General features: G+C 65.1%; 13 protein-coding genes. All 13 read right to left on the bottom strand.

The features are described 5' to 3' along the window. Positions 1 to 149: 149 nt before the first annotated feature. Complete coding sequence (locus J5J06_13845; protein ID MCO6438172.1) at positions 150 to 2162, bottom strand: phage terminase large subunit family protein; 2013 nt, start codon at positions 2160 to 2162, stop codon at positions 150 to 152. After that, positions 2146 to 2904: a hypothetical protein gene (locus J5J06_13840; protein MCO6438171.1), complete on the bottom strand. Its 759-nt coding sequence runs from the start codon at positions 2902 to 2904 to the stop codon at positions 2146 to 2148. Before J5J06_13840 ends, J5J06_13845 begins: the two co-directional genes overlap by 17 nt. Positions 2905 to 3042: 138 nt before the next feature. Next, positions 3043 to 4383 (bottom strand): ParB N-terminal domain-containing protein, encoded by a 1341-nt coding sequence (locus J5J06_13835; protein MCO6438170.1) that lies wholly within the window; start codon positions 4381 to 4383, stop codon positions 3043 to 3045. Then, entirely contained in the window at positions 4373 to 4510 is a 138-nt protein-coding gene (locus J5J06_13830; GenBank protein ID MCO6438169.1) for a hypothetical protein, read from the bottom strand. Before J5J06_13830 ends, J5J06_13835 begins: the two co-directional genes overlap by 11 nt. A 376-nt stretch (positions 4511 to 4886) precedes the next feature. Next, on the bottom strand, positions 4887 to 7286 hold the full coding sequence (locus J5J06_13825) for a DUF3987 domain-containing protein (GenBank protein ID MCO6438168.1): 2400 nt from the start codon (positions 7284 to 7286) through the stop codon (positions 4887 to 4889). Then, positions 7286 to 8962, bottom strand: a complete 1677-nt coding sequence (locus J5J06_13820) for a DEAD/DEAH box helicase family protein (protein ID MCO6438167.1) — start codon at positions 8960 to 8962, stop codon at positions 7286 to 7288. The genes J5J06_13825 and J5J06_13820 overlap by 1 nt, the downstream gene beginning before the upstream one ends. Beyond that, positions 8963 to 9322 carry a RusA family crossover junction endodeoxyribonuclease gene (locus J5J06_13815; GenBank protein MCO6438166.1) on the bottom strand — a complete coding sequence of 120 codons (360 nt, stop codon included), beginning with the start codon at positions 9320 to 9322 and terminating at the stop codon, positions 8963 to 8965. Beyond that, positions 9310 to 9765 (bottom strand): DUF669 domain-containing protein, encoded by a 456-nt coding sequence (locus tag J5J06_13810; GenBank protein MCO6438165.1) that lies wholly within the window; start codon positions 9763 to 9765, stop codon positions 9310 to 9312. The genes J5J06_13815 and J5J06_13810 overlap by 13 nt, the downstream gene beginning before the upstream one ends. A gap of 3 nt (positions 9766 to 9768) precedes the next feature. Beyond that, on the bottom strand, positions 9769 to 10485 hold the full coding sequence (locus J5J06_13805; protein ID MCO6438164.1) for an ATP-binding protein: 717 nt from the start codon (positions 10483 to 10485) through the stop codon (positions 9769 to 9771). Between the two features lie 33 nt (positions 10486 to 10518). Next, on the bottom strand, positions 10519 to 11346 hold the full coding sequence (locus J5J06_13800) for a PD-(D/E)XK nuclease-like domain-containing protein (GenBank protein ID MCO6438163.1): 828 nt from the start codon (positions 11344 to 11346) through the stop codon (positions 10519 to 10521). After that, a complete protein-coding gene (locus J5J06_13795; protein ID MCO6438162.1) occupies positions 11340 to 11966 on the bottom strand; it encodes a hypothetical protein in 627 nt (208 codons plus the stop codon). The genes J5J06_13800 and J5J06_13795 overlap by 7 nt, the downstream gene beginning before the upstream one ends. 184 nt (positions 11967 to 12150) lie before the next feature. Next, on the bottom strand, positions 12151 to 12477 hold the full coding sequence (locus J5J06_13790) for a hypothetical protein (GenBank protein MCO6438161.1): 327 nt from the start codon (positions 12475 to 12477) through the stop codon (positions 12151 to 12153). A 204-nt stretch (positions 12478 to 12681) separates the two neighbouring features. After that, entirely contained in the window at positions 12682 to 13452 is a 771-nt protein-coding gene (locus J5J06_13785) for a hypothetical protein (GenBank protein ID MCO6438160.1), read from the bottom strand. Between the last annotated feature and the right edge of the window lie 38 nt (positions 13453 to 13490).

Here is a 13490-nt window from a genome sequence, read left to right as displayed (position 1 = left end):
CGGCCCGCATCAAGATCCCACCTCTCACGCCTCGGTCACGCCGGGGCGTTTCTCCGGCAGAAAAGCCTCCCCACGACGAACGCTCGAGAATCACACTCGTCGACGGTCGGCCTCGATGTCGCCCATCCCCAAGCCCAATACGACATCCATCATTGCCGGTTGCGATGCAGGATGTCCGTGAACCGGTCATAAGCTTGGGAGATCCGCTCGGTAATCGTTGGCCCGAACGCGCTGCCGACCTCTACATAATCCTCGGGCTCCTGCCGGCGCTCGACGTCGGGCTCCACCAGCCGCGCGCCACACGCGTGCGCCGCGGCGCAGGCGTTGTACAGGGCGTCGAACCAGTGATTCTGGCGGCGTAGCCGCTCCCATTTGGCCACGACGCCTTTGCCCGCGACGAACTGCTCCGTCTTGGTCTCGGCCGTCAGATGCTTGGCCAGGGCGATGTGGTCCTTCGGCGTTCCCCGATACAGGGTCATGGCCCCCGGCCGATCGATGGGTGTGCTCAAACGGGCGTGGACCCAGCTCTTCCATTGGTCCGCGTCCACCTCGACGAGCAGCAGGCCTTCGGCGGTGAGCAGGTTGGCGTGGTATCCCTCACCCAGGACTTTGACCACATTCCCCGTACTCGTGGGGCGGTTGTACCATTGCCGATATTGCTGCGCGGCGCCGCGACCGACCGCCGGCCGGAATCGATCACCGACTTGGCGGCAGAACGCATAGACGACCGGTCCCTGGTAGCCGGCGTCAATCCAGACCTGTTGCGGGACCATCGTCTTGCCCTCGGCATGACCCACCGGCCAACCGGTGGTGGCCATGTCGTGGAACTCGCGCAGGGCCAGCATCACGCCCTGCTCGACGCCCACGTCCTCGCTGGCGACCTCGATACGCCCGTAATCCACGATGTGCCCCGTGGCATTCATTCTCCAGGCCACGACGATCCAGTGGATCAGGTACTTGCCGAGGTCCACGGCGGCAGTGATGAACTTCGTCTCGGGCGGGGCGACGCCCTTAGGAAGGGCGATCATCCGCTCCGCCAATTCGTGGACCTCCAGGGAAGTCTCCGCCCATTTCGATGGCGCTACGGGAACGCACCATACGAACTGCCGCATCTCGCGATCGGCGTTGTCCTCGTCGGGTGCGTGTGCCGCACGCCATTCGTCGGCGGCGAAGTCGCCCGCGGTCAGGAACAGGTTGTTCACCGCCGACCAGCGGAAGCCCAGCGTGTCGGTCTGCGGCGGCAGCCCTTCAACCTCCCCCTCGCCGTCGATGGACTGTCCCGCGTGGAGCAGGCGTCCCCGGTGATTGGCGTTTTCCCGATCGGCGTCGCTCCACAGCTGGCCGCAGTTCGGACAGGAGAACGCCCCCACGCGACGAGCTTCGGCCTGGCCAGTGGCGCCCTGCCAGCCGGTCAGATGCTCACGCTCGGGCGAAACCCACGCGGGGCAGTACGGACAGGGCAACGCGATGCGGCTCTGCGTGCCGCTCTTGTATTCCTGCCAAGTGCGGCCCTGCTCGGTCGAGACCGTGCACTCCATGTAGATGCGCTTGCGGTTGCCGTAGGCGCGGGTTCGGGCCTCCAGTTGGGTGATCTTGTCCGATTCGCGGCTGGATGCCGCGGCCTGATCCATGCCGTCGGTCTCGGTGATGACCACAACGCGCGAGGTGAAGCCGGCGCGGCTCTTGTCGCCGCCCCCGCCCGACATGAACTTGAGCGTCGCCCCATTCGCGAACTGGAGGGATTCCACGCGGCCGCCGCGGCTGCCGCCGCCACGACGGGGCAGCAGGTCCCGGTAGCGCGAGCGCTCGATGGCCGGCAGGATGTCCTCGCGCCACTTATCGCCCGCCATGTCCATATCGGGCAGCCCGCAGATCACCGTCTCCTGCAATTCAAACAGGTGATACAGCAGCGGGACCACGAAACACGAGAGCGTCTTTCCCGATTGCGTGGGCCCTGTCGCCACACAGCGTGACCACTGGCCGGAGTCGACGGCATCGAACCAGAGCCCGGTATAGGGCTGGCGCGAGCAGCGGAACCGCCGTCCGGCGAAGGGACCGTCCGGAATGATGATCTCCGCCTCAGCGAAGGCCCGCATGGTGCGCAGCGGGCGCGGCCGGGCCTGGGCCAGGAAGGACTGAAGATCATCAAGCGTCGGATGCATCGCTTCGGCACCGAACGTTGTCCGCCTGGTTCTTCGTCCTGGTTGCCGCTTCCTCTTCCCTTCGTGGCTCCGTGGCTTCGTCGCTTCGTGGCTTCTCTCTATCGCCTGTTGCCTGACCCTCGGCCTCATGGCCCAGCGTCCTCGTAATCTCGCGTTCGGCGTCATCGAGGGCTTCGTAGAGCACCTCGGCCGCGGCGCGCCCGAACTGCCGCTGCAGGGACTCGCCCGCTTCCCGCAAGATCGAGGCAATCTGGCCCAGCGCCTCACGCACTTCGTCACGGGGGAGCAGCTGCCGCTGTCGCTCTAAGCGATCCAGCCGGGCCAGTTCCGCCCGCTCGGTGCGGTAGCGCTCCAGCGCCGGGCTGGAGCCGCCCTGGAGCATGTCGTCCGACTCACTGGCCAGGCGGTACTTGTTCGCCGCCAGGAAGTCATGCAGGGCACGCACGACCTTGGGCAGATCGATGAAGCGGCCGCCAAAGGGGATGCCGTAACGCTCGGCCTGCTCATTCAGGATCTTCGTCTGCCGCCCGGACATCTGCCGCCAGTGCTTCTGCGGGATGCTGCTGTAATGCTGCCAGCGCAGCCGCTCCTCCTTGGCCTTCTCGTGTCGCCGCAGGGCATCGCGCTCCTGGCGGGTCAATTCCTCCCGGCTCATTACCTTCCGGTAGGCGCGGGCCACCAAGTCGCTGTCCACGCGGGCGGCGGCGTCGAGCGGGGGCGAAGCTGCATCGGCTTGCGGCATATCACTTACTTGCAAAAATCAACCGTTGCTTGTAAAAGACGCCCGATGCGGCGACCCGCGGGCTTTGGGTAGTCTGGGAAGGAACCATGCCTATACCCTCATTCATGGTTGCGTACTCCCCTACAGACTTGCCGACTCTCATACTTCTGCACTGCACAGTCGCTCCGCCGACTTGCCTGTAAATTGCTCCCAGCGCTTGACGATCACATCACAGTAGAGCGGATCGAGCTCCATCAAGTAGGCGCGCCGCTGCGTCTGCTCCGCGGCGATCAGCGTCGACCCGCTTCCCCCAAACAGATCCAACACGTTCTCGCCGATACGCGACGAGTACTGCATGGCTCGCACGGCGAGTTCGACGGGCTTCTCGGTGAGATGGATCATCGACTGCGGGTTGACCTTCTTGACGTGCCAGAGGTCGGTCACGTTGTTGGGCCCGAAGAACGAATGGCCTGCGCCTTCGCGCCAGCCGTAGAAGGCAATCTCGAAAGCGCCCATGAAGTCCTTGCGGGTGAGCACGGGATGCTGTTTGTCCCACACGATGCCCTGGCTGAAATACAGCCCGTGCTTCTTCAGGAACGGCGGGTAGTTGCCCAGGTTGGCGTAGCCGCCCCAGATGTAGAACGAACGGCCGGATTCGAGAACGCGGGCCATGTTGCCGAACCAGGCGTCGAGCATGGCATCGAAGGCTTCGTCGGTCACAAAGTCGTTGGCCAGCGGTCGGTCCTTGGCGCGGAGCTGCTTGGTCGTCTTCCTGGCCTTGCTGTGCCCGCGAGCCAGATCGAATCCCTGGTGGTGGGTCAGCCCACGCCGTTTGCCGTTGACGCCGCTCTCCGCCGCCGGGAACGACGACAACCCCGCAGCGATGGCGTTGTTCGACCGAGGTTCAACTTTGACGTTGTAGGGCGGGTCTGTGTTCACGAGGTGGACGGCCTGACCGTCGAGCAGGCGATCGACATCCTCGGGTCTGCTGCTGTCCGCGCAGAGCAGCCGGTGATCACCGAGCACCCACAGGTCGCCTACCTGCGTCGTCGCCGCGTCCGGTGGTGCGGGAATATCATCGGGATCAGTGAGGCCCTCTTTCACGTCCGTGTCGAGCATACGGGCCAGCTCGTCGGCGTCGAAGCCCAGCAGCGACCAGTCGAGGCCCATGCCCTGGAGCTCGAGCAGCTCGATGGGCAGCAGCTCCAGATTCCATTCCGCCAGCTCGGCCGTCTTGTTGTCCGCGATGCGGTAGGCCCTGATCTGCTCAGGCGTCAGATCCTTGGCCACGTGAACGGGGACCTTTTCGAGTCCCAGCTTCCGCGCCGCCTTCCAGCGCGTGTGTCCGCAGACGATCACGCCGTCGCCATCCACGACGATGGGCTGGCGGAATCCGAACCGCCGGATCGACTCCGCAACGGCATCGACCGCCTTGTCGTTGATCCGCGGGTTTTTTTCGTACGGCTTGATCTCGGCCAACGGCCGCAGCTCAATCTGCATCGTCGGCCTCCTTCTTCGCCTCGCTGCGCCCGGTCTGCCCGGCGTAGCTAATGCCCAAGTAGAACCCGCCAAGCACGAACCCCGTGGCGCAGAGCAGCGTCACCAGCCCAGCCATCAATCCAGACATCGCTTTACCTCCTTGTTCGTTGGTCTCCCGAATCGCGTGGACCTTGTTGTATGACTCCGACCGCCCTGGCGACCCGGCCTCGCAAGGCCCGTGGACGCCGCGTTGGGTAATCCGTCACGCAAATCTAGCGCACCCCCCTCGCGTGTACGCGCACACGCACATGCACAGCGCGCGAGGGGGTACGTGATGGATTGATATAGAGAAGGAGAGAGAGTCCTTTTCTCTCTATATTTCTTGGTTTTTGCCCGCTTCGAATCCGTCACGGGCGTCCGTGACGGATTCGTGACGGATTCGCCTTTTGGGGCGTTTTCGCCCCCATGGCACGCCCGTGGCGTGACGGTTTGTGACGGATTTCCGTGACGGATTCGAATGGACGTCATGGCAGTCGGTACCCCTGGGCATGCTTGGTCTTGCTGGGGATCTCCACGGGCACGATGTCACCCTGCGTAAGCAGCGTGCCGACGATTTGGTCGAAGTCCGCCAGCTTGCAGCGCATGGCGCGCATGAGCTTGTTGCGCGCCATCTGACCCTCCGGCGCCTCCCGCAGCTTCCGCAGGAGTTTGAGACACTCGCCGTGGAAGGGGTTCTCCGCCACGTGTCCGGCGGCCATGAACAGCATGCGTCGTGTCTGGTGCAGCACGAACCGCGACGCCCAGCGGGCGGCGTCGGCGGAGATGCTCGGGGCGCGGTGGTTCTCGCTGACGGCGTGCAGCAGGGCCAGCTTGCGCACCTGCTCACCGGCGCGGCCCCAGACGGTGGTGCCCACGGGATCGCCCGCGGCTTCGGCCCGGGCATATTCCGCCTCGGCCTCGCGGCGCGTGGCCACGAGCAGCTCCGTGGCTTCGTCGGTGGCATCAACAACCAGCGGCACGGGATGCCATCTCTGGAGATTGCCCGAACCCGGACGGAACTCGCTCCAACAGCGGGCCGTTTCCAAGACGCGATCCGGGATCTCGGCGATCCGCGGCTCCTGGCCTTCGCTGCGCGGACCCGATTCGAGAATGATCATGCGGGCGAAGAAGCCGTTGGTGAGCATCCGCTCGGACAGGGCTTCGTAGTAGTGATTGGGAATGGCCGTGCCAAGGATGACCAGGTTGGGCTGGTCGATGACCCCGGGTTGCTGTTTCCCCGCCTTGCGGCGCATGGGGAATACACTGTTCGCCGCGGAGTAGAGCGTCAGCAGGGTGCTCATGACGTTCTCGTGCCGGGCGTCCTTGGCCTTGTTGATCGACTGGAGCATGCCGTCAATCTCGTCGGTCTGGAACAGCATGCACGGATTGACGAACAGGGCGTCCTGGACACCCTCCCCGGAGGCGAAGCGCTCGCCCAGGCACTCGGTCAGGCCCACCTCGAAGACAATCTGGGTGTTGATCTTCCGCGGCCAGTCCTTGCCCGCCGCCGAATGGGCCAGGCCGAGCAGGTAGATGTTCGTGCGGTTGTCACCCGCGTCGCGGACGCGCCGTCCGGCGAGGAAGGCCTGGAGGGCCAGCGCTCCGCAGAAGGCCATGACCGTATTGGGGTAGGGAGCGGTCGCCAGACAATGGTCCATGACCTCGCTGACGAAGCCAGGTATGCGGAGTAACTCGACGGGGAGCGGCCCCGGATCGTAAGGCCGATGGTTTCCAATGGGATCGGGCTGGGATACACCGAAGGCCGACAGGTCGACGTCCGGGTGCTCCGTCATGGTCGGGACGTGGTCTGGATCAAGGGTCCGCCGCAAATCCTGCCAGGTGTACCGCTCGCCGCGGCTGTGCTTGTTGCAATAAGCCAGCTTGCCGTCGTCGCCGACCAGAACGGCGATGTCTGACCCGCCGGTGGAGACGATCTCCGGATTGATCGGGCAGCGCGCCAGGAGCAGCAGCGTCTTGTCGCCGTTGCGGCGCATGCCCTTGACGTCCACGCCGTGACCTTCCAGCCAGCTCCGCACGCCCTCCGGCGTGCCGTCGAACCGCCCGTTCCCCTTGGCCACGGGGGCCGCGACGTTGGCCCGTGTCGCGTCTTCGGCGCCGCCCTTGGCCCCGGCTACGGCTTGGAGGAGCTTTTCGGGCACGGGGGCGATTTCCGGTGGCACTTCGAGGAAGAAGGACCGCCGATGGGGTCGATCCTCGAGCCCGTCAATGCCGCGCAGGTCGTCGCCCTTGCGCGAGACCGTGCCGATGACCTTGACGATCCGCGCGGGGTTGTGCACGGCGCGGTCGACGGCGACGGCGCCGTCACTGAACCGGTCGGCCAGCGCCGCGAGAACCGCCTTGACCAGACCCCGCTCGTCGGCGGGCAAGTCCACGCGGTAGAGCAGGTGGTATCCGTTGCCCGACATGGCGACGACAGGCGACGGCCACCCCGCGGACGTCAGGTGTTCGGTGATAACGGCGGAGCGCTCCTGGGCCAGGGCCAGCTCCGCATCGGTGGCGCTCACCCCGGTCGGTCGGACGGGATCAACGTCCACGAGCAGCCAGCGTCGGCCGAGGATGTCCTTGTCCTGGGTGGTCTCACGGGCGCGGGCCTTGATGCGATTCGTCGCCCGGGCCAGGAGGGCGGTGTCCACGGGATTGAGCGTCACGTAGATGCCCGGGGCGATCGCCGACCGGTCCAGTTCGGCGACGGCGGCCACCGCGGCATCCATTCCGTCCGCGGTGAAGTAACCCGAAGCGGTGAACGCGTAACGACCGCCACGATGCTCCCGGCAGCCCGGGGCGCGGATCTCGAAGACCCCGCCGGGCTCGGCCAGCAGCTCGAGGTGTCGTCGAATCGTCGAGTCTGTGCGGACGTCCACCATCAGAAGGGAATCTCATCCTCGGTATACTGTGCTACATACGCTGGCAGTCCTTCATCTGTATCCAGCCGCGGGGGCTTCTCGCCCAGCCGATAGCCGACGACGCGATCGAAGCGCTGACCCGCGGGCCGTTCGACGACCACGGCCAGCGTCGGGGCCAACGCGCCGGCCCGGGCCAGCTCGGCGGCCTCCTCAGCGGTACTGGGCACGGGATCGTTCGACCGCCGTCTCCACCATTGCTCGGCCTTGGCCCGCGCGTAGCCGCCATGCTCGAAGCAGATCCACTCGCTGACGAACTCGTTGAGGGCGATGCGGTAATCGACGCGCATGCTCCGCGGCGCATCGGGCGGGGCATCGCGCTTGCTGTGCACGGCGAAGTAGACGTCGGTCACCACGTATTCCGTGGGCGCCGTCTGATCGGAGAGGATCCCCGCGCTGCTGGCCGTGGCCTCGTGCTTCTCGCGCTGGGGCGGTGGGAACGCATGCCCGCACTCGGGGCAGGTCGCGTAGCCCGCGGCGATGACCGCCTGGCACTGCGGACACTCCTTGGCCGGCGCGGCGCCGGTGCTGCTTCGGCGGTCGCGATCGACGCCAAGTTGATCCACGGGCCCGTGGCGCAGGACGTTGCCGCCGAAGTCCAGGACCAGGCAATCGGTCTTGCCCGGATGGAGTCGGAATCCCCGGCCGACCATCTGGTAGTAGAGGCCCGGCGATAGCGTGGGCCGCAGCAGGGCCACGCAGTCGATATTCGTGGCGTCGAACCCGGTGGTCAGCACGTTGACGTTGCAGAGGAATTTCAGGTCGCCGGCGCGGAAGCGTCCGAGCAGCTCGTCGCGCTGTTTTGCGGGCGTGTCGCCGGCGACGAAGCCGCATTCGGCGCCGTGCCCGCGGGAGAGTTCATCACAGACGTGCTGCCCGTGGCGTACGCCCGAAGCGAAGATCAGCACCGAGCATCGATCCTGGGTCTGCTCGACCATCTCCCGGCAGGCCGAGTGGACCAGCGTCTCGTCATCCATCAGGTCCTCGACCTCGCCGGCGATGTACTCGCCGCCGCGGACGTGCAGCCTCTCGGTGTCGGGCTTGAGCGCGCCGGCCTTGGTACGCAGGGGGCAGAGGTAGCCCTGGACGATCAGCTCGCGCACGCCGATCTCGTAGCAGACGGCATTGAGGATATTGCCCGGGCCGCAGATCGTGCCGCTCTTCATGCGGAAGGGCGTGGCGGTCATGCCAATGACGCGAAGGTTCGGGCTGATGACCTTGGCGTCGGTCAGGAAGGCGCGGTACATGCCCTCGCCGTCGGGCGGGATGAGGTGCGCCTCGTCGACGAACACCAGATCCAAATGACCGAGGTCGCAGGCGCGTTCATACACGCTCTGGATGCCCGCGATGGTCACGGCGTAGCCGAGGTCGCGCCGTTTCAGGCCGGCCGAGTAGACGCCCACCGGCAGATCCGGCGCGACGAGGTGCAGCTTCTCGGCGGCCTGCTCGAGCAGCTCCCTCACGTGGGCCAGGATCAGCACGCGGCCGCTCCACTTCTGCACGGCGTCGCGACAGATCGCGGCCATGACCGGCGTCTTTCCCCCCGCCGTGGGAATCACCACGCAGGGATTGTCATCCCGCGTGCGGAGGTGGTCGTAGACCGCCTCGACAGCCTGAAGCTGGTAGGGACGCAGTTCCAACTAGGGTCTCTCCGTGATCTCCACGATGATCTTGCCGCCGCGCACGACCCTGGCCCGCTCCACCTCAAACCGGGCGATCTGGCTGTCGTCCAGATAGGCACCGCCGTACTGGAGGGCGTCGAAGACCGCTTTGGTTAAATTATCCAGATCCCTCTTCCGCCGGTCGGGCGGATACACCGTCATGCGGACAGCGACGTCGCCCTCCATGAGCGTGACGCGCATCAGGGCGAGGATGGTCAAGACGGTCTGGCGATAGCGCCTACCCGCGCGGCTGATCAGCGTCCGCCGCCCGACCCGCCGCCAGTAGTGATTGACCGACGGCGGGTAGGGCAGTTGAAAGGTCTGCGCTACCGCTGCCATGGGGGTTTCCCATTCGCTGCCGGTGCCGCAGGTCTGGCACCGGGCGCGTCCTTCCTCGTGTAGCCCTTGATCACGTTGGTGATCTCGCCGGTGTCGGCGCGTTTCTTGTGGGCGACGGTGATCACCAGTGGCACGTTGTGGAGCTCGACACTGTCTTTCGGGGCCATCACGCCCACTGCCCGGCAGATGGCCGACAGTTCCGCGCGGGCGATCTTCACCGCCGTAGCGCTGGGGTTGTCGAGATTGAGCCGCGCCCAGAGCAGCCGACCTTTGTGCTCACCGTCGATCACCTGGAACGTGATCTCCAGGTAGTTGCCGACGCCGGACTTGGTGGGCTTCATGCTGCTTTCGGTGATCATCGCCAGGTACTTGCCGACGGGAATGGGATCGAATCCCGCCGCCGGTTCCACGGTGCTCGCATCAAATCCGTTGAGGTTCGCCATGGGTCAGTTCTCCTGCTGTTGGGATGAGATCGCGCTGAGGAACGCCTGCCACGAGAGCGGCAGGGGGGTTTCGATGCCGTAACGGTTCTTGGCCAGCAGCTGGTTGGTCTCCGACAGCACCAATTCCCGATCCTGGCCGACCAGGCGTGCGACGCCGACGAAGTCGGACCATTCGATCATGGTGTTGGCCAGGTCGGGGTGGATTTCCGGGGCGGATTTCTCGAAGGTAAGACCGTCGATCGTGGTGATGTCCCGGCGCGTGGCGTGGGCCAGGAGCACCACGGCGATACCGGCGTTGACCATGCGATCCAGCGTAGGCAGCAGGTGCTGGTAGACGTAATTGCGGAGCACCTGCTTGCCGTTGCCGTAGCCCCCATGGGAGCGGTTGAGCGTCTGCTTCATGCCCGCCGGGCTGCCGTCGACGCCGGCGACGTGCTCCTCCACGCGGCGCAGCAGCCAGTCCACCGAGTCGACGACGACGGTTCCGTAGTCGTGGTCCCCGGCGGCCAGCGCCTCGATCCACTGCTGGATGGAAGGCCATTCGGTCAGGTAGGGGGTGCGATCGCATCGCACGTGCGCACATCCGTTCTCACAGTCCACGATGATCGGCTTGTGCGTGTCGGCGCCGAAGGTCGTCTTTCCCACGCCCGGTGGGCCGTAGACGATGCCCTTGGGCGCCCGCAGGCTAGCGCCAGTCAATACGACCGATGGTAGTGGCATATTGCCGTTCTCCTTCAAAAGGGTTCCTGGCGACTACAGGCGGTCGATGGTCCGCTGCTCCTCATATCCCGTCGGCCAGCAGTCCGTGGCCCGACATTGCGCGAGCCGTTCCAGCGCCTCCTCGTTCTCGCGCTGCGCCTCGCCCAGCACCTTCTCGCTGACGGTGAACACGCCGGTACGATGTGGCTGCCGTTTCTCGACGGCGATGAACGAACCGGGCACGGCGATCCCGCAAGCCGCCAGGATGAGGACCCGCGCGAAGGCCAGCTCATGCAGATACCCAAAGGCGCGGGCTTCGTCGGGGAACCACTCGAGATGGTCGCAGAGCTTGAGCTCCACCAGTCCGCGGATGGGGTGCATCCAGTCCAGCCAGGCCTGCGCAGCCATCGCCTTGTGAGTCGTGCGGATGACGCCGTTGACCATGCCCCTGGACAGCAGCTCGATGGCCAGGCGGTGCGACCATACGGATGCAGCGAGCTCGTCGATCAGCGCCGCCTCATCAGCGTCGAGTACGGTTCGCGGCGGTACGCCCGCCTGCCCTGTGACGTCGTCCAAGGGGTCGTCAAGCGCTCCGCTGATCGCAAACGCCTCCTCGAAGCGGTCGCGGCGTTGCAGGATCAGGACGTGCGCCGCACGGTCGACAACGGAGGGCGGCGACTCCTGATTTGCAGCGAGGCGGAATTTCCGTTTGTCGTAGAGGCAGGGATTCCTGCGAAACGCGCTTAGATCCTCGCCGGTCAGGTGCGACTCGGCCTGCGCCCGGTACTCCGCCTCGGATTCCTGGACGAGGTACGACAGGGCTTTCAACACCGCAGTGTTCGATCCGTTCTTACGCCCGACGGGAAGGATGCTCTTCAACATGCTTGGTCCTTTCGAGACGCCGTCTTTCCTACACTATGTACCGCTGCCGGCGCAGGAGTGTCCGCGCGGCGGTGAATGCCCGGCACATAGAGGTGGAGATTGGCCTCGGCGAAGACAGGCCTCAGCGCGGCGATCTCCCTGTAGATCGTCGTTCGGGATGGCCGCGTCATCCGCGAGACGTCCGTCGGCGAGCGTGCGGACAGCATCGCGCAGAGACCGTGCGTCTCGGCGGGGAGGACCGCCACGGTGGCGGCGACGTCCATTTCGAGGTCGCGGCGGTCCAGGTTCGACCGGGGCGCCGCGCCGCGATGGGCCCGAAGGCGGGATGCATCGATCGTCGTTTTGCGGCGGGACCATGCGCCGGTTTCGTCATGGACCCAGTCGTCGAGCGACTCATGAACATGGCCATTGCCGCGCCGCTTCGCATCGCGGGCCTTCAACAGGTCCGCGACCTTGTTGTCGATAATGCGGCAGATAAATGTCCGTACCCCGGCGCGGTCTGCGTTGTACTTGGGGAGGCGGCGGAGGACGTCCTCGATCAGGTCATGCTGAAAGTCCTCGACATCGAGTGCCGGGATCCTTCGGACGACTTCCAGCGCTTTGTATTTGGTTCGCTTCAAGATGTAATCGACAGTTTCAGTGGGATACAATGCGATCTCCCTGGCCGGGGAGTTCGCGCGGGCGTCAGCGGGAGGGCCGCGGGCTGCAGGCAAACGAAAAGGCGTTGCGAAATCGCGGTTCACGCGACGTCCGCAACGCCTCCACGATGTGGCCGGTTGGTTGCCTGATGTCTGAGTTAAGCCTCTACGCTGCCTGTTGTTCCTCGAGGATGTCGAACGACGAACCGGGCAGTCCGTGCGCAAACTTGACCCGCACGCGGGTTCCGTCGGGCAGGACCTTCAACTGCTCGATCAGTGCGACCTGCTCGTGGCGCAGTTCGAAGTCCTCATGGGCGGCCTCCGGCCGGGGTCCGTTGGCACCGCCTGACAGCTTGAGTGTGATCAGCTTCGAGCACGGGCGGTGCAGATCGGGCTGGCCGCCTCGCACGTGAAACGTGAGCCTCCCGTAGTTGATGAGCTGCCCCTGTTCGACCAGCCACCGATTGGGCCCGGACAACTGTTTCTTGGTCATACCAATTGACTCCATGAAACGGGAACATTGCGGACGCGTCGGCGACCGCCATCATGGAGCCGAATATCGAGGTGGTTTTCGGGGCGCAACCAAAGCGCAACCAAAAAAGTTCTGGCCGCAGCGGCCGATCAACGGCTGCAGGGCTGCCTGGCGGAAATCCGAGGGGGAAAGCACGATGAGCGCAACCTGATAGTCCAAGTTGCGCTACGACCGTCGCGAAATGATCTCACCGATCACGGCGTTCCTGATCTGGGCCAATTCCTCATTGTCCAGCTCGTGTTGGCGGCCCACCCAACGAATGAAGCTCTCCACCTGAACCCGTGCAGCGCGACCCGCCTCTCCGTTGGTTTCGATGTGACGATCGGTGCACGCCCGCGAAAGAACCCCCTTATTGAGCGTTCCTTCCCCGAGAACTTTATCTGCAGCGCGTACCAACTCGCTCTGCTTGGCCCAATTGAAGTCAGGCGGTTGCTTGCCGGGCTGCGCTTCTTGCTCCGGCTGCGGTTCCACGGTGGATTCGATGAAAACTGCAATCGCGTTGCAGAGCAGTTCAAAGTCCTTCGCGACTACGTTTTCGGGAAAGAAGTTCAGATTCTGGCACTTGAGCGGCCTGAGCGCCGGCACCTCCGGTGGAAGCCGGTCGGTGTTGTCGGCGCACCAGCGCGTGAAGGACTCCAGAAAGATGAGCGCAGCGATCTCATATGGCCTCTTTCTCTCGAATTCGCGGGCCGTCTCTGCATGTTTCCGCAATGGTGCGAATCGGATTTCGCTGAGCCATCCGTGGTCCAGGATCGCCCACAGTAGCAAGCTGCCGACGCTGATCAGGCAGTCGTTTCGTCTTCGGCAGATCCTTGCCCTGTCGTCGGACGGGAGCAAGTCGAACTCCTTCCCGCGCCGATCGTCCCAATCCCCAGGCAAATCCCTCAGTTGCGCCGCGAAATCTGCGGCCCATTTCACTTGCTTGGTTTCCGGCATATCCTCATAGCCTCCCTTCGTGGGCCAGCGGTTGAGCG

The organism is Phycisphaerae bacterium (genome assembly GCA_024102815.1).
GTDB lineage: Bacteria > Planctomycetota > Phycisphaerae > UBA1845 > UBA1845 > JAGFJJ01.
This window is presented reverse-complemented; position numbering and strand designations above follow the sequence as displayed.